This is a genomic window from Occultella gossypii, assembly GCF_019947135.1.
In the GTDB taxonomy this organism is placed as follows: Bacteria; Actinomycetota; Actinomycetes; order Actinomycetales; family Beutenbergiaceae; genus Occultella; species Occultella gossypii.
In genome coordinates, this window is record NZ_JAGSHT010000011.1 from 70,554 (window position 1) to 91,059 (window position 20,506).

At 72.2% G+C, this 20,506-nt stretch carries 21 protein-coding genes; 13 read left to right on the forward strand and 8 right to left on the reverse strand.

Going from position 1 to position 20,506, the window contains the following annotated elements; genetic code table 11:
- Nucleotides 1-118: 118 nt before the first annotated feature.
- From KCQ71_RS11570 to KCQ71_RS11590, 5 genes are all read right to left on the reverse strand, one after another.
- The gene (locus KCQ71_RS11570; RefSeq protein ID WP_223405986.1) at nt 119-910 is read right to left on the reverse strand and encodes a deoxyribonuclease IV; all 792 of its coding nucleotides are present in this window, start codon (nt 908-910) and stop codon (nt 119-121) included.
- A gap of 45 nt (nt 911-955) precedes the next feature.
- On the reverse strand, nt 956-1,411 hold the full coding sequence (locus KCQ71_RS11575) for a hypothetical protein (protein ID WP_223405988.1): 456 nt from the start codon (nt 1,409-1,411) through the stop codon (nt 956-958).
- Nucleotides 1,412-1,467: 56 nt separating this feature from the next.
- Nucleotides 1,468-1,911, reverse strand: coding sequence for a methylglyoxal synthase (locus tag KCQ71_RS11580; RefSeq protein ID WP_223405990.1), 444 nt, complete (start codon nt 1,909-1,911; stop codon nt 1,468-1,470).
- Between the two features lie 82 nt (nt 1,912-1,993).
- Complete coding sequence (locus KCQ71_RS11585; RefSeq protein ID WP_223405992.1) at nt 1,994-2,629, reverse strand: transcriptional regulator; 636 nt, start codon at nt 2,627-2,629, stop codon at nt 1,994-1,996.
- 2 nt (nt 2,630-2,631) lie between these two features.
- Complete coding sequence (locus KCQ71_RS11590) at nt 2,632-3,018, reverse strand: SANT/Myb-like DNA-binding domain-containing protein (RefSeq protein ID WP_223405994.1); 387 nt, start codon at nt 3,016-3,018, stop codon at nt 2,632-2,634.
- A gap of 56 nt (nt 3,019-3,074) precedes the next feature.
- On the opposite strand from KCQ71_RS11590, the gene KCQ71_RS11595 reads away from it, so the two are divergent.
- The 4 genes from KCQ71_RS11595 to KCQ71_RS11610 all read left to right on the forward strand — a co-directional run bounded on the left by KCQ71_RS11595 (nt 3,075) and on the right by KCQ71_RS11610 (nt 6,169).
- Nucleotides 3,075-4,298, forward strand: a complete 1,224-nt coding sequence (locus KCQ71_RS11595) for a PEP/pyruvate-binding domain-containing protein (RefSeq protein ID WP_223405996.1) — start codon at nt 3,075-3,077, stop codon at nt 4,296-4,298.
- Nucleotides 4,261-4,872, forward strand: a complete 612-nt coding sequence (locus tag KCQ71_RS11600) for a histidine phosphatase family protein (protein WP_223405998.1) — start codon at nt 4,261-4,263, stop codon at nt 4,870-4,872. Before KCQ71_RS11595 ends, KCQ71_RS11600 begins: the two co-directional genes overlap by 38 nt.
- Before the next feature lie 67 nt (nt 4,873-4,939).
- Nucleotides 4,940-5,248: a DUF6412 domain-containing protein gene (locus KCQ71_RS11605; RefSeq protein WP_223406000.1), complete on the forward strand. Its 309-nt coding sequence runs from the start codon at nt 4,940-4,942 to the stop codon at nt 5,246-5,248.
- Nucleotides 5,249-5,371: 123 nt separating this feature from the next.
- The gene (locus KCQ71_RS11610) at nt 5,372-6,169 is read left to right on the forward strand and encodes a YidC/Oxa1 family membrane protein insertase (RefSeq protein ID WP_223406002.1); all 798 of its coding nucleotides are present in this window, start codon (nt 5,372-5,374) and stop codon (nt 6,167-6,169) included.
- Here KCQ71_RS11610 and KCQ71_RS11615 read toward each other — a convergent pair.
- Complete coding sequence (locus KCQ71_RS11615; RefSeq protein WP_223406004.1) at nt 6,151-7,245, reverse strand: hypothetical protein; 1,095 nt, start codon at nt 7,243-7,245, stop codon at nt 6,151-6,153. The genes KCQ71_RS11610 and KCQ71_RS11615 overlap by 19 nt on opposite strands.
- Before the next feature lie 227 nt (nt 7,246-7,472).
- On the opposite strand from KCQ71_RS11615, the gene KCQ71_RS11620 reads away from it, so the two are divergent.
- The 9 genes from KCQ71_RS11620 (at nt 7,473) to KCQ71_RS11660 (ending at nt 19,758) form a co-directional block, all read left to right on the forward strand.
- Nucleotides 7,473-9,422, forward strand: a complete 1,950-nt coding sequence (locus KCQ71_RS11620) for a hypothetical protein (RefSeq protein WP_223406006.1) — start codon at nt 7,473-7,475, stop codon at nt 9,420-9,422.
- A 42-nt stretch (nt 9,423-9,464) separates the two neighbouring features.
- A complete protein-coding gene (locus KCQ71_RS11625; protein WP_223406008.1) occupies nt 9,465-10,220 on the forward strand; it encodes a phosphotransferase in 756 nt (251 codons plus the stop codon).
- A gap of 172 nt (nt 10,221-10,392) precedes the next feature.
- Nucleotides 10,393-11,595, forward strand: a complete 1,203-nt coding sequence (locus KCQ71_RS11630; RefSeq protein WP_223406010.1) for a glycosyltransferase family protein — start codon at nt 10,393-10,395, stop codon at nt 11,593-11,595.
- Nucleotides 11,582-12,889: a glycosyltransferase gene (locus KCQ71_RS11635; RefSeq protein ID WP_223406011.1), complete on the forward strand. Its 1,308-nt coding sequence runs from the start codon at nt 11,582-11,584 to the stop codon at nt 12,887-12,889. Before KCQ71_RS11630 ends, KCQ71_RS11635 begins: the two co-directional genes overlap by 14 nt.
- The gene (locus KCQ71_RS11640) at nt 12,886-14,097 is read left to right on the forward strand and encodes a glycosyltransferase family 4 protein (protein ID WP_223406013.1); all 1,212 of its coding nucleotides are present in this window, start codon (nt 12,886-12,888) and stop codon (nt 14,095-14,097) included. Before KCQ71_RS11635 ends, KCQ71_RS11640 begins: the two co-directional genes overlap by 4 nt.
- On the forward strand, nt 14,084-15,988 hold the full coding sequence (locus tag KCQ71_RS11645) for an ABC transporter ATP-binding protein (RefSeq protein ID WP_223406015.1): 1,905 nt from the start codon (nt 14,084-14,086) through the stop codon (nt 15,986-15,988). Before KCQ71_RS11640 ends, KCQ71_RS11645 begins: the two co-directional genes overlap by 14 nt.
- The gene (locus tag KCQ71_RS11650) at nt 15,972-17,270 is read left to right on the forward strand and encodes a phosphotransferase (RefSeq protein ID WP_223406017.1); all 1,299 of its coding nucleotides are present in this window, start codon (nt 15,972-15,974) and stop codon (nt 17,268-17,270) included. The genes KCQ71_RS11645 and KCQ71_RS11650 overlap by 17 nt, the downstream gene beginning before the upstream one ends.
- Nucleotides 17,267-18,382: a phosphotransferase family protein gene (locus tag KCQ71_RS11655; RefSeq protein ID WP_223406019.1), complete on the forward strand. Its 1,116-nt coding sequence runs from the start codon at nt 17,267-17,269 to the stop codon at nt 18,380-18,382. Before KCQ71_RS11650 ends, KCQ71_RS11655 begins: the two co-directional genes overlap by 4 nt.
- Nucleotides 18,379-19,758 (forward strand): UDP-glucose dehydrogenase family protein, encoded by a 1,380-nt coding sequence (locus KCQ71_RS11660; RefSeq protein ID WP_223406021.1) that lies wholly within the window; start codon nt 18,379-18,381, stop codon nt 19,756-19,758. The genes KCQ71_RS11655 and KCQ71_RS11660 overlap by 4 nt, the downstream gene beginning before the upstream one ends.
- Before the next feature lie 63 nt (nt 19,759-19,821).
- Here KCQ71_RS11660 and KCQ71_RS11665 read toward each other — a convergent pair whose 3' ends face one another.
- Entirely contained in the window at nt 19,822-20,250 is a 429-nt protein-coding gene (locus KCQ71_RS11665; protein WP_223406023.1) for a type II toxin-antitoxin system VapC family toxin, read from the reverse strand.
- Nucleotides 20,247-20,504, reverse strand: coding sequence for an antitoxin (locus tag KCQ71_RS11670; protein ID WP_223406025.1), 258 nt, complete (start codon nt 20,502-20,504; stop codon nt 20,247-20,249). The genes KCQ71_RS11665 and KCQ71_RS11670 overlap by 4 nt, the downstream gene beginning before the upstream one ends.
- Between the last annotated feature and the right edge of the window lie 2 nt (nt 20,505-20,506).

Below are 20,506 nucleotides of genomic sequence, written 5' to 3' on the forward strand. Positions count from 1 at the left end.
GCACGGTACTGAATGCTAGCCAAGGCCGCCCGAGTCAGGTAGGCCTCCGTCCCCGGACGGCTTCATGGGCGCGCTCGTCGCGTCGTGACCCAGCCCCGCACGATGGAGTCGCGCCGGGTCAGAGCCGCTCGCGCAGCCAGGCGATGTCTGCCGAGTGCTCGGCCGCTTCACCCGGCGTCTCGACGATCACCGGCGTGCCGGCCTCGCGGATGAGATCGATCAGCTCCGCCTCGGGCAGGGAGCCCTGGCCGAGGTTGGCGTGCCGGTCGGCGCCGGAGTCGAAGGCATCGCGGCTGTCGTTGGCGTGCACCAGGTCGATCCGCCCGGTGACGGCCTTCACCCGCTCCACCAGTCCGGCGAGCTCCTCGCCGCCGGCGTAGGCGTGGCAGGTGTCCAGGCAGAAGCCGACGTCGGCGCCGCCCTCGGCTTCGAGCACCGACGCCCACAGCTGCTCCAGCTTGGCCACGCCCCGGGCCATCGAGTTGGTGCCGCCGGCCGTGTTCTCGATGAGCACCGGGATCGGCATGTCCATGCCGTCGATGCATTTGCGCCAGTTGTCGTACCCCTTGGCCGGGTCGTCCGCGGCGAGCACGTGCCCGCCGTGCACCACGATGCCGGCGGCCCCGATCTCGGCCGCGAGGTTCACGTGCTGCTGGAGCAGCTTGCGGCTCGGGATCCGGATCCGGTTGTTCGTGGTCGCCACGTTGATGACGTACGGCGAGTGGACGTACAACGTCACCCCCGCCTCGGCGGCGGCCGCCTTGAGAGCTGATGCTCCGCCGTCGTACCGAACCTCCGGACCCTTCCACCCCTGCGGGTCGCCTAGGAAGATCTGCACCGCGTCCGCGCCGCGGGCGCGGGCCTCGGCGATGGGGTCGGTCTGGTCGACGTGGGCTCCGATGACGGTCATACCGTCGAGCCTAATCGCCTCCCCCGACACCGCGCCGGGCGGCGGTCAGCTCGAGAAGTTGAGGAAGATCGGGATGAGACCGACGGCCGCGAGCACGATTCCGAAGTACTGCATCGGGATGAAGAAGATCGTGTGCCGGTTGCGCAGCTGCTTCTTCACCGTCACCTGCTCCCGCTCGAGCATCTGCCCGGCGAGCTGCTGGGCCTCGGCGTGGTCCCGGGGCTGATAACCCGGAACCGGCTGGAACCGGCCGGAGGCGACGGTGGCGTCCACCTCCGCCTGACGGGCCACCATGTAGCTCTTCGTGCGTCGCTCGGCGTCCCAGTCCTGGAACCAGCGGCCGGCGAAGAAGCACGCGACACCGCCGAGGATCAAGCCGATCCCGATGGCGAGCAATGAGTTCTCCTCACCGAGGATGAGCGTGAACAGTCCGCCGAACGCGACCACGCCGAGCGGGATGAACAAGATTGCGAGGATTCCCCATCCTCTCCAGATGACCATGAGGCCCGAGATTAGCGGCTCCAGATGACTGAAAGGTAAACGGCCGATGGGCAGCACTACCCGCCCGCGGAACGGCCGTCCTCCCAGGCGCGCGGGGTGAGGTCCGGGCGGCGGTGCTCGTAGTCGCTGCCCAGCAGCGGGGAGGAGATCATCAGGTCCGCCGAGGCCACGTTGCACGCCATCGGCACATTCCACACCGTGGCGATCCGCAGCAGGGCCTTGACGTCCGGGTCGTGCGGCTGCGCCTCGAGCGGGTCCCAGAAGAAGATCAGCATCGTGACCTGGCCCTCGGCGATCTTGGCGCCGATCTGCTGATCGCCGCCGACGGGGCCGGAGAGGAACCGGTGCACGGGCAGCCCGAGCTCGAACTCGAGCATGGTGCCGGTGGTGCCGGTCGCGTACAGCACGTGCTCGGCAAGGGTGTCCCGGTTGTACTCCGCCCAGCGCAGGAGCTCGACCTTCATGTTGTCGTGGGCGACGAGTGCGATATGCCAGGGCATGGGGTCTCCGTCGGTCGACGTCGTGGGACTTCAGCGTAGGAGCCTGTGCCGGACCGGGGCTGGGTTCTGGCTGAGAGGTTGCTCAGCCCTCGGCACCACGGTCCACCCCAAGGGTCGCGATGAGGTCCTCGTGGAGCTGGAACCACACGCGATGGCAGGAGTCGATGTCGGTCCCGTCGACCCATTCGCCCCGGCCGGCCCGGGCACGTTCGAGGGCCGTGTCGAAGCGGGCGTGATACCCGCCGAAGCGCACCAGGACGCCGGTCAGGCGCTCGGCCAGCGGAGCCAGCGCGGCGCCGATGGCAGTGAGCTCGTCGAGGACCCGGGCGTCCCAGTCCGCGTCGGTGTGGTCGTTGGGGGCGAGTCGGTCCAAGGCGGTCGGCTTCAGCTGCCAATCGGTGCAGGCGCGCTGGAGCGAGGCGTTGAGTGGGAGGAACTCGCGGTAGGTGGCCGCGATGACGCCGCCGGGGTCGGCCGATTCCCGTTCGCGGGCAAGTTCACGTTCGTTCTCGCCCTTGCCGTCCTCGGTCAGCCACCAGCCGCCGAGGTCGGCGAACGACGAGCGCTGCAGCCATCCGCGGCGGGCCGCCTCGTCCAGGAGCGCGGCGGTCTCGTCCGGGCCGGTGCCGGCGCGGTCGGCGACGGCGGGGGTGTCGGCGAACCCGAGGAGCCGCACCGCGTGCAGCACGAGCAGTTGCGGTTCCGAGGTCCGCGCCATGACTAGTCTCCCTGCCGGTCGGTGAGTCGCGCGAAGTGTTGCTGGCAGGCCTGCGGCGACCGGAATCCCATCGCCTCGGCGATCTGCGCCCAGGTCAGTCCCGCGCCGCGGGCCGTGAAGAGCAGGCCCGCCTCCATGCCGTCGACCTCCGCCCGCGCCGCGGGCAGCAGGGTGAGCGCGCTGAGCAGGTCCTCCGGGGTGAGGTCGGTGGAGCGCCAGAGCGCGAACTGCGTGAGGTCGACGGCGGTGGGCGGCACCGGGGCGGGTCGCCACGGCCGTGGGTCCAGTGCGTCGGCGCCGAGCGCCAGGAGCCGGTCCTGTGCCTCCTGTTCTCGTCGTGCCCGGGTCTGGTCGGTTCCCTGCGCTTCGACCTCGTGCTTGCGTGCCATGCTCCGATCCTGCACGATCAACACAATGTTGTCAATGTTTCGTTGATGGGTGGAGTGTGCTCACGGATCTCTCGGACGCGACCGCAGACACCTGTGGTGGCAAGGCGGCGGCGCTGGCCGTGCTGCTGCGGGCAGGACTGCCGGTGCCCGACGGCTTCGTCGTGCCGTTCGCCGTGCACGCCACGCACGGCGCAGGCTTGTCCGTCCCCGACGCGCTCTCGGACGCGGTCGCCAGGCACCTCGCCCTGCTCGGCGATCCGCTGGTGGCGGTGCGCTCCTCGGCCGACGCCGAAGACCAACCGGACGCCTCGGCGGCCGGTCAGTACGACAGCGTGCTGGGCGTCCGCGGGACGCCCGCCGTCCTGGCGGCGGTGCGAACCTGCTGGGCGTCGCTGCGCTCCGCGCGCGCCTTGGAGTACCGGAGCGACCGCAAGGCATCGCCCGGGGAGGCGTCGATGGCCGTGCTCATCCAGCGCCTGGTCGATGCGGACGCCTCCGGCGTGATGTTCACGCCGGCCCACCCCGGCGCGAGCACTCGCATCGAGGCGTCCTGGGGCCTCGGCCCGAGCGTGGTCGGCGGCACGGTCACCCCCGACACCTACGAGATCGCTGTGGACGGAAGCACCCGGAGCACCATCGCCCGCAAGGCCACCCGCCTGGATCGGGCCAACGATGGCACCGGTGTCACGGCGAACGAGGTGCCGGAGCGCCAGCGGACCCGGCCGGCGCTCGACGCCGCGACCACCCTGGCCCTGACCGCGCTCGGACACCGGATCGCCGCCGCGCTCGGAGGCCCGCAGGACGTCGAGTGGGCGCTCGCCGACGGCAAACTCTGGATCCTGCAGGCCAGGCCGATCACTGCGCCTGTTCCACCACTGCCGACGACGACCTCCATCGCGGGCGGCACCACGCTGTCCGGTACACCTGGCTCCCACGGCATCGCGACCGGGATCGCCCGGGTCCTGGGCGGACCCTCCGACTTCGGGCGGGTCCGGCCCGGCGACATCGTGGTCTGCCCGTACACCGACCCGGCCTGGACGGCGTTGCTGCGCATCGCCGCCGGCATCGTCACCGAGACCGGTGGCGCCCTGTCCCACGCGGCCATCGTCGCCCGCGAGCAGGGCATCCCCGCCGTCCTCGGCGTGCCGGACGCCACCACCGCGATCCGTGACGGCGACCTCATCAGCATCGACGGCACCGAGGGTGCCGTCACCACACCCCGACCCGCAGCGGAGGACGATCATGGCAACCAGGTTCCTGTACATCGCGCGCCACGGTGACGCCGACCCCTTCGGTGAGCTCACCGACACGGGACGGGAACAGGCACGGCTCCTGGGCCGCCGCCTCGCCCTCCTGCCGATCGACGCCGTCTGGCACTCCCCGCTCCCCCGCGCGGAGGCGAGCGCACGTGAGTTGGCCACGCACCTGCCGGACGGAACGCCCGTCTCCGCGGCCGCCGAACTGATCGACCACGTGCCCTACGTTCCGGCGCCCGAGGAGACGCCGACCGCCTGGGTGCCGTTCTTCGACGGCTACGACGCCGACGAGGCCGCGGCCGGCCACCGAATCGCTCGGAGCCTGACCTCGCGATTCGCCGCGGCCGCCGACGGTGCCGACGCTGCCGACGTCCACGAGGTGCTCATCACCCACAGCTATCCGATCGCATGGCTCGTTCGCGACGCGCTCGAGGCCCCAGCAGCGCGCTGGCTCGGCCTCGACAGCGCCAACACGGCCCTGACCGTCATCGAGCACCGATCCGGCCTCCCGCCCACGATCACGATGTTCAACGACATGAGCCACCTACCCGCCGAGTTCCGCTGGACCGGATTCCCTCGGACGATCCGCCGCCCCTGAGTCGCAGGAGCCGTCCCGGGGGAGCCGGTGTTAGCCTCGATCGGAAGAACCGACCATCGAGAGCCACATGCCGCAGATCTTCGAGCAGTTCGAGCACCTCGCCCGATTCCTGATCGTGGTGCTCGGCTTCGATGTGTCCGCGCAGGGTCTGGGCACCCTCGCCGTCGCCGGAGCCGTGGGTCTGGCCGCCGTGGCGCTGCTCGCCGCCACGCTCAACCACGTCGCCGTGGCGGCCACCTTCGGCGGCCTGCGGGGCCCGCGGATGCGCCAGGAGCACGCTCGCGCACCCGAGCCGCGCCCGCAGAGCGCGCCGGACACCCCCGGCAAGCCGCGCCCCCGGGCACCGGGCCGCGTCCTCGCGGTCGCCACGCGCTGACGCCCAGCCCCACCGCCACGACAGGCGGCAAGCCCGACCAACGCCGTCGGGCATAGGCATTGCGGCGTCATGCCCGCGCGACCATACGGCCCCCACCCGCCCGTATGACGCAAGGACCAACCCATGAACCTGTACGAATTCGCGCCGATCAGGGCGCTCATCTCCGTTGCCAACTCCGTCGTCACCACGTTGACGGACCTCCTCGAACCGATCGCCGCCGGGAGCGCCGCGGCCCTGGCGATCGTGGTCTTCACCCTGCTCGTGCGCGCCGTGCTCATCCCCGTCGGGGTGTCCCAGGCCCGCGCGGAGCGGACCCGGCGCCGGATCGCGCCGAAGCTCGCCGACCTGCAGAAGCGGTACAAGAAGCAGCCGGAGGTCCTGCAGCGCAAGATGATGGAGCTCTACCGCGAGGAGAACTCCAGCCCGTTCGCCGGCTTCGGACCCGTCCTGCTGCAGATGCCGGTGCTGCTCGCCGTCTACGGGCTGTTCATCACCCCGACGATCGGCGGCGCCCCGAACCACCTGCTCGAGAACGAGCTGCTCGGCAACCCGCTCGGCACCAGCCTGATCACGGCCATCGGCGCGGGCACGACCACCCCACTGACGTGGGTGCTGTACGCGGTGATCGTCGTGGTCATCGTCGCCGCCGCGCAGGCCTCGCGCAGGCTCCTGATGCCGCCGCCGATGCCGGCCGCGACGGAACGGCAGCCGGGGGTGCCGGACCTGTCCGGGCTCACCAAGGTCCTCGGGTTCCTACCGTTCCTGACCGCGGTGTTCGCCACGTTCGTGCCGCTCGCCGCCGCCCTGTACCTGATGGTCACCACGACCTGGACGCTGGTCGAGCGCCTGGTGCTGCGCCGGCTGCTCAACCCACCCGCTCCGGCTGCGGCGGCTGGGGAGGTTCAGCCGAACGCCGGGTAGCCGGCCGGACGCAGGGCGCCCCAGTCCCGTTCGACGCCCGCGACGGCGTCGGCCAGGAAGGCGGTCGCGGCCGGGAAGTCGGCGGCCAGATGGCGCGTGCCCCAGCGCCACCGGAGCAGCACATGCTCCCGGAAGGTCAGGGCCGGGGAGTCCTTGGGCCCCATCCGGCGCTCGGGGTCCTCGGTGTACTTGAGCAGGATGCCGGTCATCATCAGGAGCCAGCCCAGGCACGCGGTCCGGACCTGGCCCGGCCAGCGCGGGTCCGCGGCCACCTCGGGCAGGTGCGCCGCGAGCCCGGTGGTGAACTCGGTGAGCAGGTCCTCCACGAAACCGGGCGGCGGCTCGTAGACGCACCAGCAGGTCGCGAACGGGAGCAGTGCGTACGCGGCGTCGAGGGCCGGGTGGTGGACGTCCGTGCCCTCGAGGTCCAGGAAAACCACGCGCCCGTCCGGCTCGAGCAGCGCGTTGTCCGGGCAGGTGTCGCCCGGGGACGCGACCAGCACGCCGCGGTCCTCCAGCAGGCCGAGGACGACGGCGAGTTCCGCCTCGAGGCCCTTCGGGACGACGGCGCCGCTCACCCGGGCGATCGCGTCCAGCCCGGCCCGGATCCTCGTCTCGATCCCGGGGTCGGCCGTCTCACCGATGGCCGAGGCGACCGCCCCGACGGCGGAGCTCGACCCGCCGCACAGGTCACCGAGGGCGCGGGCCCAGCGGGCCGACGCTGCCCGGGCCACGTCCGGGTCGGCGCCACGCAGCAGATCCGCGAGCGTCGGCGCCGAGCCCGCGTCCGTCATCACCACCAGCCGCGCGGCCGGGTCGGCCGCGAGCAGGTCCGGGGTGTGGTCCAGGTGCGCCAGCCCGGCCGCCTCCCGCCGGTACGCGCCGTCGCCGTCCTCGCCGGTCGCGCCGCCGCCGTCGGGCTCGAAGTGTTTGATGACCACGCTCGTCCCGTCGGACGTCCGCGCCCGCAGCACCAGGGACCGGGTCGACCCGCCGAGCGGCACCGGGTCGGTCAGGGTGCGCCCGAGGGCGGCGGAGCCGAGGCCCAGCGTCGCAGCAACGTCCGATTCAGTCATCGCCCAACTCTGCCAGCACGTCGGTGCAGCACGAACGCTGCCGCGTCCTGCCAACGGTTCGAGCAGCCTCTGCGCGCCGACCCTTGCGCGAGTTCCCGGCCGCTCGCTAGGTTGATGCAACGCGACATCAGAGGTCGCGCATGCTCATCGGCAGCGCACGAACCACCGCCCCGTGCGCCGATGAGACGCGTCCACAGGGCACCGGTCACGTCATCGAAGGAGATACCGTGCACAGCCAGGAATCCGCCGTCACCCTCCCGTTCTCCCGCCGCACCCTGTTGCGCATGAGCGCGGCCGGCGTCGCGGGCATCGCTCTCGCCAGTCAGGCCCGCCCGGCGGCGGCCGACATCGGTGACGTGCTCACCCTGCCCATCCCGGACATGGACCCGTACGACATCGCGACGCTCGATCGTTCGTTGTTCACCCCTCAGGAGCAGCGCATCACGCAGTACTTCGTGAGTCTTGCCGACATCGCGAACAACATGGAGGACACCGATCCCGAGACCGTCGGTTGGTTCAACGGTGGCTACTCCGCCTATGCCCCCGATCCGTGGAACGCTCGGAACCAGGAGTCCGTCTACACCCTGGCCTTCTTCTACACCCACGAGGCGCCGTGGAACCCGTACTACCTCGACCCGGTCCTTCGCGACCACGTGTACGCGGCGATGCGCTACTACCTCCAACTCCAGGGACCGGAGGGTTGGTGGCCCGCCTACAGCTACACCGACAAGAACCGGGCGGCGACCGGGTTCGGCCTGATCTACCTCGGCGAGGCGGCGGTCAAGATGGAGGAGGTCGGCTGGGACCCCCAGGTCCGTGCGGAGGTGCTGGCCTCGCTTCAGCTCGGCGCCGAGTACCTGCTCGACCCGACGGTCGCGGACGTCTGGGACGCCGGTATGCGGTACGTGAACCAGATCATCGGTGGGATGACCGGGATCGCGGCGTTCCTGCATCTGATGCCCCCACACATCGAGGCTTCGTACCACGAGCGGCTCGACTACCTGATGGCGAACGGTCAGAGCCAGGGCGCCGGCTACATGTACGAGTACGCGGCGTTCGATGCCCACTACTCGCTCTACACCGCGCTTCGGGACCTCGCCGTCGCCTATGAACGCACCGGCGACGATCGCTACCGACAGATCGCCCTCAAGCACCTCGACTGGTGCCAGTACAACTACCTCTGGGAGCCCGACGGCGCCGGCTGGACCGTGAACGGCATCTCCAGCCGCACGTCCATGCGGTCGCTGGCCGCCCTGCGTGGAGCCGACACGAGCAACTACCCAGACCACCTGAACATCTTCAACGAGTCGCACGTGGTCCGCGCCCTCAACTGGCCCGCCGAACACCTGGCCGCGCTGCAGCAGGCCTGGGCGGACGGGGAGGTCGAGGTGACCCGGCTCAGCGCCGGCGGCACGGCGCCGCAGAACCTCCGGCTCACCGCGGACGAGCCGGTCTACCCGACCGTGGCGGAGCGGCAGGCGGCGATCGCGTCGTTCCCGTACATGGGCTCCGACTCCTTCGTCGAGGCCCGTTCCGACGAGCGGTTCGACGCCCATTACGTGTTCACCAAGCGCTCCGGGTACTACTTCGCGACCCATCATGGCCGGGCTTTCTCGCCACGGGTGGTCCGCGGCCCGTCGTTCTTCTACCACCACGCCACCGGCGCGTTCGTGGCCACCCAGATGGGGACCGACAGCGCGTGGACCACGATCCTTGCCGACGGCTACACCGATGCGTCCGTCAGCACCATCCAGACCGGTGGCCGGTATCACCAGACCCTCCCGTTCACCTACACCTACGCCGACGCCGGTGACCGGATCCAGCGGACGTTCCGGTGCCTGCCCGAGTGCGTCCGGATCGTTGTCGATGCACCCGGCGAGACCTCCTTCACCGAGCGTGTCCCGCTCGTCATCGGGCCGAGCGACACGGTCACGTTCCTGGTCGGCGACGATGAGACGGTCGTCGCCGGCGCCGGGTCGGCCGTGGCCCGCGGCGTGCGGATCCGGCGTGGCGACAGCACGTTCGATCTGACGATCGGCGACGGCGCGGCCGTCGATATGAGCCTGGCTCCGACGGCCGTCACGCTCTTCGGCGGGGACCAGAAGCGGGTCATCACCAATCTCGACATCTCGAGCGTCGGGACGTCCCTCACCTACAAGCTGCAGATCCGCCCGTAGCGATCCTCGGCCGTGGATCCGATGGCGGGCTAGCCTGCCTCCATGGCTGACGAGGAGACCCTGACGGGCGGCAACGTCAGCGACGTGGTGCGGGTCGGCGCGACCGTGCGCAAGCCCTGGACGGCGGCGACCGCGCACGTCCACGCCTTCATGGACGCCGTGCGAAACACCGGTGTGGACGTGCCCGCGGTCCTCGGCCGCGACGACCGCGGTCGGCAGATCCTCGAGTACGTCCCGGGCCGCCTGGCACTCGACGCCGACCCCCTCACCCCGGCCGAACTGGCGCGGGTGGGTCGCCTCGTCCGTGCCATCCATGACGCCGCCACCGCGTTCCGGCCCGCCCCGGATGCGCGGTGGGATGTCGCGATACCCGCTCCCGGTGACGACCTGATCTGCCACAACGACCTGGCCCCGTGGAACCTGCTCATCGGCGAGCGGTGGACGTTCATCGACTGGGACGGCGCCGGCCCGAGCACCCGACTGTGGGACCTCGCCTACACCGCCCAGGCCTTCACGCTCTCCGACACCAGCCAGGCACCCGCCGAGGCGGCGCGGGGCCTGGTCGCGCTCGTCGACGGCTACGCCGCCGACCCGGTGCTGCGCTCACATCTGCCCGCCGTGATGGGCCGCCGGACCGCCGCGATGCATGACCTCCTCGAGACGTCCCATCGACGCGGCGTAGAACCTTGGGGCTCGATGTTCACCGCGGGCCACGGCGACCACTGGCGGGCGGTCCACCGGTACGTGACGCGGCATCAGGAGGTCTGGGCGACGGCGCTCGCCCCGACGCACCGCTGAGCGGTCCGCGCGCGAGCCCCACTCCCATGCGCGGCCCGCCTGACGCCTGGGCGCCACCGAGGAAGATGAGCGTCCTCTCATCCGTCGTTCATCTCCGTTTCACCGGCGCGCCGGATCGTGGTCATCCTCGCGGCAGTCCCTCCCGGGCTGCCCCCGACCACTTGGAGGACTGATGACGCGTCGGCGGATCGCGCTCTACTCGCACGACACCCAGGGCCTCGGACACATCCGGCGCAACGTCGAGCTGGCCGCTGCCCTGGTGGATGCGGACGCCGACACCGATGTCCTCCTGCTCACCGGGGCCCCCGAGGCCACCGCTCTCCCGCTGCCGGCGAACACCGAGGTCCTCACGCTCCCCGCCGTGGGCAAGGACGCCGACGGCGGCTACGGGGCCCGGGTGCTCGACCTCAGCCTGGCCGAGGTGCTCGACCTGCGTGGTCGCCTCATCGCGGCGGCGGTCACCTCGTTCACGCCGGACCTCTTCATCGTCGACAAGGTCGCCCGTGGTCTCGGCGGCGAGCTGGACCGCGCCCTGCGGGCGCTCCGGGGGAACGGACGCACCCGCGTGGTGCTCGGCCTTCGCGACGTGCTGGACAGCCCCGACGTGACCCGGCGCGAGTGGCAGGACGCGAACACCACCTCGGTCCTGCTGACCTCCTACGACCAGGTCTGGGTCTACGGGGACGCCGGCGTCTACGACATGGTGGCCGAGTACCGGCTCCCCGAAGCCATCGCCCGGATGATCCGCTTCACCGGCTACCTGGGTCACGGCCGCGGCCGCTCGCTCGACGCCCGGCCAGGCAGTGCCGCAGCCGCCGCCGGTGCCCCGGCCGAGCCGTACGTGCTGTGCATGGTCGGCGGCGGTCAGGACGGCGCGGACCTGGCCCGCTCGTTCGCACGGACCCCGCTGCCAGCCGGCCACCACGGCGTCCTGGTCACCGGCCCGTACATGGACGCCGGCACCCGCGCCGCCGTCCACCGGGCCGCGGCCGGCCGTGACGACCTCCAGGTGCACGAGTTCGTCACCGACACGCTCGACCTCATCCGCGGCGCACGCGCCGTGGTCACGATGGGCGGCTACAACACCGTCTGCGAGGTGCTCGCCGCCGCCCGGCCCGCGCTCGTGGTCCCGCGGGAGCGGCCCCGGCTCGAGCAGGCCATCCGCGCCGACCGGCTCGCGGAGGCCGGCTACCTCGACACCATGCGCCCGAACCGGGCCGACCCCAGGCGCCTCGGCGCGTGGCTCGCCGAGGCCGTCGGCCGCGGTCCACGGCCCCACCGCATCGACCTCGACGGGCTGAGCAGCGTCCCCGCGCTCGCCCGCCGCCTGCTCACCGCCCCCACCACCTTGGAGTCCTCGCGTGTTCCCGCCTGAACCCCGCATCGGCTACGTCCTGAAGATGTACCCGCGTTTCTCCGAGACGTTCATCGTCACCGAGATCCTCGCGCTCGAGGAGCGCGGTGCCGACCTCGAGATCTTCTCGCTGCGTCCCCCCGCCGACGGCCGGTTCCACGAAGCCCTCGCGCGGGTCGCCGCCCCGGTGACCTACCTGCCACACCACCTCAGATCGACCGAGTTGTGGCGGGTCCTGCGCGCCGCCCGGCCAGATCTGCCGGATCTCGAGCGGCACCTCGATGAGCTCCTCGACGCGGCTCCCGACGACGCCGCTGCCGCCGTCGACCTGGCCGCCCAGGTGCGCCGCCGCGGGATCACCCACCTGCACGCGCACTTCGGCTCGGTCTCCACCACCGTGGCGCGGCTCGCCGCCCGCATCGCCGGGATCGGCTACAGCTTCACGGCGCACGCGAAGGACATCTTCCACGCCGACGTTGACCCGGCCGACTTGAGCCGCAAACTCGCCGACGCGGCCTTCGTGATCACCGTCAGCGACTACAACCTCACCCACCTGCACCGTGAGTACGGCGCGGCGGCCGAGGGCGTGATCCGCCTCTACAACGGCCTGGACCTGGACAGCTTCACCTACCGTGCCGCCCGGCCCGACCCGCACACCGACCCCGTGATCGTCGGCGTCGGCCGCCTCGTCGAGAAGAAGGGCTTCGTGCACCTCGTCGATGCCCTGGCGCTCCTGGCTCAACGCGGCTCGACCGCGCGCCTCGCGCTCGTCGGCTCCGGCCCGGAGGAGTCCGCGCTACGCGCGCAGGTCACCGCACGCGGGCTCGAGGGCCGCGTCACTTTCCACGGTTCGCTGCCGCAGGGACGGATGGCCGACGTCGTCTCCCGCGCCGCCGTGTTCGCCGCACCCTGCGTGGTCGGTTCCGACGGCAACCGCGACGGGCTGCCCACCGTGGTCCTCGAGGCCCTCGCCCTCGGCACCCCCGTCGTCGCCACCCCCGTGACCGGCATGCCCGAGGCCGTCCGTGACGCCGAGACCGGCCTGCTCGTACCGGAGGCCGACCCGATCGCGCTCGCGAACGCCCTGGAGCGGGTCCTCACCGACCCCGACGGCGCCCGCGAGCGCGCAGCCGCGGGTCGGCTCCTGGTCGAGGACGTGTTCGACACCCGCCGCAATGCCGCCGTGCTGCACGCCCTGTACGCCGGGACCGCCGCCGCTCCGGCCCCGGTGGCACCACCGGCACCGCGGGTGGCGACAGCACCGACCCTGCCGGCCTCCGCCCGTGCCGACGAACTTGCGGAGGTGGCCCGATGAAGCGCATCGCCTACGTGAGCACCGATCCCGGCATCGGCGTCTTCGGACGCAAGGGCGCCTCGGTCCACATCCGGGCCGTCGTCCGGGTCCTGGCCGCCGCCGGAGCGCAGGTACACCTGATCACGCCCCGGACCGACGGCGAGCCACCCGAGGACCTGCGCGGCGTCACCGTGCACCTACTGCCCGGGGTCGCCGGTGCGGACCGGGCGGACCGGGAGCACTCCGCCCGGGACAGTGACACCGCGGTCGGCGCGGTCCTCGACGAGCTGAGCGCGACCGGCCCCCTCGACCTCGTCTACGAGCGGTACGCCCTCTGGGGCCGCACCGCTACCGCCTGGGCGACCGAGCACGGCGTCCGCGCCGTGCTCGAGGTGAACGCACCGCTGGTGCAGGAGGCGTCCCGGCACCGCGGGCTCGTCGACATGGGCCGCGCGGAGCGCGTCGCGACCGACGCGATCGGCCGCGCCGACGCCGTCGTCTGCGTCACCGACGCCGTCGCCGACTGGGCCCGCGACCACACCCACACCCCCGAACGCGTACACACCGTCGCGAACGGCGTGGACACCCGGGCCATCACCCCGGCCGAGGCGCCGGTCACCCCGGCCGACGCCGCGACCTTCACGGTCGGGTTCGTCGGCACCCTCAAGCCGTGGCACGGCGTCGACGTGCTCCTCGACGCCCTTGCCCTGCTGCTGCGCCGCGATCCGACCTTCCGGCTGCTGCTCGTGGGCCATGGCCCGCAGGCGCGGGCACTCGCCGACCGCGCGGCGGACCTCGGCATCGACCACGCGATCGAAGCCACCGGCTCCGTCGACCCGGTGGACATGCCGGCCCTGCTGCATCGCATGGACGTCGCCACCGCGCCGTACCCGGAGCTGGCCGACTTCTACTTCTCACCGCTCAAGGTCTACGAGTACCTCGCCGCGGGTCTGCCCGTGGTCGCGTCCCGCATCGGCGGGCTGCCCACGCTGCTGAGCGACGGAGGCATGGGCACGCTCGGCACGCTCGTGCCACCGGGAGACGCCGGGGCACTCGCGGACGCGATCGCGCAACTGCGCGACGACCCCGTCCGGCGTGCCGAGCTGCGTCGCCGCGGCCCGGCGAGCGTGGCCACGAACGACTGGACCCACGTGGTCGAGCGGATCCTCGGCCTCGTGGCCGGGCCACCGGACCGGCGAACGGTCGAGGAGTCCCATGAGCTCGTCTAAACCCACCACCTTGCGCGGTGCCCTGCCCGGGCTGCGCCGGACGGTCAAGCACGTCGCGCCCCACATGCGCTCCGAGCGCCCTCTGCTCGTGGGCGGGCTGGCGGCCATGTTCGCCGAGGTGCTCATGCGACTCCTCGAGCCGTGGCCGCTGAAGTTCGTGCTCGACGGCGTCATCGCCGCCAGCGGGGCCGAGATCGCCGGCGAGGCGCCGGCCAGCCTCCCTACGGTGCTGCTCCTCGCGTGCGTCGGCCTGCTGGTCGTGGTGTCGCTGCGGGCGTTCGCCTCGTATCTGATGACCATCGCGTTCGCGCTCGCCGGGAACCGCCTGCTCACCAAGATCCGCGGCCACGCGTTCACGCACCTGCAGACCCTGTCGATGGCCTTCCACGACAACTCCCGCACCGGTGACCTGGTGGCCCGGGTCACCTCCGACGTCGGCCGGCTCAAGGAGGTCGCGGTCACCGCGGCCCTACCGCTGATCGGCAACGTCGTCACCATGATCGCCATGGTCGGCGTGGTCTTCATCCTGGACGCCCCGCTCGCGCTCGTCATGATCGCGGTGCTGCCGATCTTCTTCCTCACCGGGGCACGGGTGTCCAAGCGGATCAACGGCGTGTCCCGGCAGCAGCGCAAGGCCGAGGGCGAGCTGGCTTCGATGGCCACCGAGAGCCTGTCCGCGATGCGCGTGATCCAGTCCTACTCGCTCGAGGACAAGATGAGCGGCGCGTTCGCGAGCAACAACCAGAAGACTCTCAAGGACGGTGTGAAGGCCAAGAAGCTCTCCGCCGGTCTCGAGCGCAAGACGGACGTGCTGGTCGGCCTGGCCACCGCCGCCGTGCTCTACATCGGAGCCAACCGCGTGCTCGCCGGCGCCCTCACCCCCGGTGAGCTCGTCGTCTTCATCACCTACCTGAAGGCCGCGTTCAAGCCGATGCGGGATCTGGCCAAGTACACCGGCCGGATCGCCCAGGCGGCGGCCTCTGGGGAACGGCTCGTCGACGTCCTGGAGGAGACCCCGAAGGTCGTGAACACCTCCTGGGCGCGGCACGCTCGCCGGTTCCGCGGCGACGTCTGGCTGCGCGGCGTGTGGATGTCCTACACGCCGGGTCATCCCGTGCTGCGTGGGCTCGACCTGCACGTGCGGCCCGGCGAACGGGTCGCCGTGGTCGGCCCGTCCGGGGCCGGGAAGTCCAGCATCGCGATGCTCCTGTCCCGGCTCCGGGACCCGGAGGCCGGTCAGGTCTGCATCGACGGCATCGACGTGCGGGACCTGACCCTGGAGTCCCTGCGACCCCAGATCGCGATCGTGCTCCAGGAGAGTCTGCTGTTCGCCACCACCATCCGGGAGAACATCGCCGACGGCGCGCCCGGCACGACCGACGCGCAGGTCGAGGCGGCCGCCCGGCTCGCCGGGGCGCACGACTTCATCACCGCCATGCCGAACGGGTACGACACCGTCGTCGGCGAACGCGGCACCACGCTCTCCGGCGGCCAGCGCCAGCGGATCGCCATCGCGCGGGCGGCGGTCCGGGACGCGCCGATCGTCATCCTCGACGAGGCCATGACCGGCCTCGACAAGGGCACCGAGGACGAGGTGATCGCGGCGATGAACCGCCTCACCGAGGGCCGCACCACGATCATCATCACGCATGACATGGCCGCCGCCCGGGACGCCGACCGGGTGTTCTGGGTGGACGGCGGCGTGGTCACCGACTCGGGTCGCCCGGACGCGGTCCTGGGCCGGCACGTCGACCCGGCCGGAACCGGCGGTGCTCTTGTGGCGGCGTCGCCAGGGCCGCCGGAACACACGGAGCCCTCGCCGCACGCAGGGCCCACCCGGCCTGACGCACCCACCGGACGGAAGGAGCAGCCCCTTGCTCTCACGAACTGACCGCATCCTTGCCGCGCGGGACCCGCGGCTGACCGCGCTGCCGGTCCTGCTGGACCGGGTCGCGCTGCAGGAATGGCTGAGCGACCTGCTCGGTGCGGACCTCCGGGTCACCCCTAGGTACCTGCGGTACAAGCCAGGCACGAGTTGCGTGGCCGCTGTCGAGGTCACGAGCCCGGGCACCCCCACCGCGGCGCCGCTGCCGCCGCAGCTGGCGGCGCTCCCGGCGACCCCCGCGGGCACCCGCACCGTGATCGTGACCGCCCACGGCCCCGACGGCGTCCGCAAGCTCGGCAAGACCGTCGAGCGGGCACCGGGCGGCTCCGTCCTCGCGACCGACCAGGACCTGACCGCGATCCTGACCACCGTCGCCGCCGACCGCGACCTACCCGCCGCCGCCGCGCTGCGCGACGCGGCCCGCACCGAACGGCTGGTCCAGCGGGTGGCCGGTGACGTCGGGGGTTTGGATTCCGGCGTCGGCGTGCGCCAGCTCGCCTACAAACCGCAGCGCCGCTGGGTCGGCACGGTGCGCTCCGACGCAGGCACCGACCTACTCCTTCGGGCGTACCGACCCGACGACCTGGCCGCCACCACCGACCGCCTCCGCGCACTCGAGCGGGCCGGTGCCGCGACCCCGCGACTGCTCGGCCGGAGGACGCGGTCCGGCCTCGCGGTCCTGGAGTACCGCCAGGGCGCGGCCCTCGAGGCTTCCGCAGCCGCCGGGGACCTCGCCGCGGTCGGCGCTGCCCTTGGCGCCCTGCACGCCGCCGCGGCGAACCTCCCGACCCGCGACCCCCGGACCGACCTCTCGGCCGCGCGGCGCACCGCCCGCCAGGTGACCGTGCTGCTCCCCCACCTGCGCGCACGGATCGACGCCCTCACCGCAGCACTGTCCGCAGGCTGGTCCCGTGCCGGCGCAGGGACACCGGTGAGCCTGCACGGTGACTTCTCGCTCGACCAGGTGGTCCGGGCCGGAGACGGCGCCGTGACCCTGATCGACCTCGACCACGCCTCCCGCGGCCCGGCCGAGGTGGACGTGGCAAGCCTCGCCGCGCAGGCCGTTCTCGACGGCGCGGCGGAGCCGGAGGCGCTCATCGCCGCCATCGCGGCGGGCTACCCCGGGGCGCTGGACGCGACCCGCCTGCGCCTGCACCTCGCGGCGCAGCTGCTGCGCCGGGCCGCCGAGCCGTTCCGCGGCATGCGCGGCGACTGGGCGGAGGCGACCGAGGCCGTCCTCGCGCGGGTCGAGGATCTGGTCCGCGAACGGCTGGTGGTGGCGTCGTGACCGGCTCCTTCGCGCAGCTGGTCGACGACCTGCACAGCGCGGGGCACACGCTCGAGCGGGCGATGCCACGCGAGGACGATCACGCGCTGCTGATGGTGCGCACCGATTCCGGGGCGAGCGTCGCCGGCCAGTGGTTCGCCGACCGCGACCGGGCCGACCACGTCGCCTCGGCGACGGCTCGCGGGGCGGGTGCCTCGCCGCACGTCCATCGGGTCGCCGGCCACGTCATCCTGCAGTCGGGGGGTGCCGACCGGCGCCTCCCGGGCCTCAAGGCCCTCGCCACGACGCCCGGCGCGCACCTGGTGGCGCACCGCCCGGAACGCCGCGGCGTGGTGCGGCACGAGGCCGACGGCCGCACCGTCTTCACGAAGGTGGTGCGGCCCGGCCGGGCGGCCGGCCTGGTCGACGCGCTCACCGCGGTCACCGCCGCCGGGGTGAGCACTCCCCGTGTGCTCGGCGCCGACGAGACCACCGTGACCACCGCCGCGCTGCCGGGCCGCACGCTGCACGAGGCGCTCGCCGCACCCGACGCCGACGCCGGCTCGCTGACCCGGGTGGGCCACGCCGTCGGGGTGGTCCTGCGCCGCCTGCACGCGGTACCGGCGCCCCCGCGCGAGGCCGTCATGCATGACGGCGCCGCCGAGATCGCGGTGACGCGGCGGTGGCTGGGGCTGGCGCAGGCGTACGGGGCGTTGCCCCGGACCGCGGCGGACCCGCTCGCGATGCTCGCCCGCGCCGAGGCCACGCTCGTGCCATGCGCGCGGCCGGTGCTGCTGCACCGCGACCTGCACGACAAGCAGCTGCTCACCGCCGGCGACGACGTCGGCATGCTCGACCTGGATCTGCTCGCCGTCGGCGACCCGGCCCTGGACCTGGCGAACCTGCTCGTGCACCTCGAGCTGCGCGCCAAGCAGGGCCTCACCACCCGGGCGCTCGCCTACGCCTGTGCCGACGGCGTGCTGCGCGGCTACCGGCCCACCGCCGTCGAGCGGACCACCCTGCCGGGCTACGCCCTGGCGACCCGGCTGCGGCTGCTCGCCGTGTACGCCTTCCGACCCGAAAGCACGGACGCCGCGACGAGCGTCCTCGACGACCCCTGGGAGTTCTCATGACCACGACGATCAGCGTGATCGGCACCGGATACCTCGGCGCCACCCACGCCGCCTGCATGGCCGAGCTCGGCTTCGCCGTCATCGGCGTCGACACCGACCCCGCGAAGATCGCCGACCTGAGCGCCGGGCGGCTGCCGTTCTACGAGCCCGGGCTACCCGAGCTGTTGCGCGCCCACACCGACGGCGGGGCGCTGCGGTTCACGACCTCGATCGCCGAGGCCGCCGATGCCGACGTGCACTTCCTGTGTGTGGGCACGCCCCAGCGAGCCGACGGCCTGGGCGCGGACACCACGCACGTACGCGCCGCCGTCGCCGGTCTCGTCCCGCACCTGCGACGGGACGCGCTGATCGTCGGCAAATCGACCGTGCCGGTCGGCACCGCGCACGAGCTGCAGGCCGTAGCGGACGCCCTCGCGCCCGAGGGGGTTCGGGTCGAGATCGCCTGGAACCCCGAATTCCTGCGGGAGGGCCGCTCGGTCGAGGACACCCTGCGCCCGGACCGGCTCGTCCTCGGCGTCACCAGCGAGGCCGCGGAGCAGACCCTGCGCACGGTGTACAAGCGCGCCATCGGCGCCGGGACCCCGGTGGTGGTGACCGACCTGGTCAGCGCCGAGCTGGTGAAGGTCTCCGCGAACGCGTTCCTGGCGACGAAGATCTCCTTCATCAACGCCGTCGCCGAACTGTGCGAGGCCACCGGCGGCGACGTCACCGACGTGTCCCGGGCGCTCGGTCACGACGCCCGGATCGGGCACGCCTTCCTGAAGGCCGGGCTCGGCTTCGGCGGCGGCTGCCTGCCCAAGGACATCCGCGCCATGATGGCGCGCGCCGGCGAGCTCGGGGTGGATCAGGCACTGACCTTCCTGCGCGAGGTCGACGACATCAACATGCGCCGCCGCCACCGGGTGGTCGAGATGGCCACCGACGAGCTCGGCGGCAGCCTCCTCGGGCGCAGGGTCGCCGTGCTCGGTGCCGCGTTCAAGCCGCTCACCGACGATGTCCGCGACTCCCCCGCGCTGAACGTGGCCGCCCAGTTGCAGCTGCGCGGTGCCCAGGTGCGCGTCTACGACCCGCAGGCGATGGACAACGCTCGGGCCGTGTTCCCGACGCTGGCGTACGCGGACTCGGCGGCCGACGCGCTCGCCGGCGCCGATCTGGTGCTGCTGCTCACCGAGTGGTCGGAGTTCCTCGAACTGGACCCCGCACAGGCCGGTGACCTCGTGGCGCAGCGCCGCGTGATCGACGGCCGCAACGCCCTCGACACCGACGCCTGGCGGCGGGCCGGCTGGAGCTACCGCGGGCTGGGCCGGCCGCGGATGGAGCCGATCGTCGAATCGGCTGCCCCGGTGGCAGCGACAGAGCTGGAACTCGTCGGCTGACGCGGCCCGGCACTGTCGGACAGGGCGTTCCGGCTGGGCGAGAGCATGTGCTTCATGGGTCCGTCAGCTCGTGGGCCTCTCCCAGCGGACGCCCGGGAAACGATCGAAGTCGGAGTCGTAGGACACCACTGTGGCGCGATGTTCGATCGCCAGGGCAGCCAGATGGCCGTCGGTGACCAGGTTGCCGGTCGCGTTCGTCTGACTCAAGAGGTCCGAGAGGACTGTCGCATGCCGGGCGGTCGGTTGCACGATCTGTGCACTGGGCTGCGCCAGCCAGGCGGATACCTGGGCGGCGGCCTGTTCGATGGTCGCCGGTCGGGGGAAGAGTCCGGGCTTCGTCGCGAGCCGGATGAAGGCCAGCATCGGCACCCACGCGAATCCGACGGTGGCGGCGCCAGTCAGAGCGCCGTCCAGCCAGACGCGTGACTCGAGGTGACGGTCAGCGTCCGTGTTGTACGCGTACAACAGCACGTTGGCGTCGACGAGCTTCATCTACCGGCACGCAGCTTGGCGATCGTGTCAGCGTCGTCGAGTTCGGATGCGACCTGGAGCGCGCGGTCGAGATCGACGATCGGCCTTCCAAGGGAAACGGAAGAGGTCGAGAAGTCGACTCGCGGAACATCCGAGGCCGGCACTCCCGCGCGCACCGCATCGTTGAGAGCGCGTTTGAAGGAGACACCCTCCCTGGCCATTCGCTCACGCAGCATCTGCTCGACATCGGAGTCGAGAGTCACGGTCGTTCGCATGT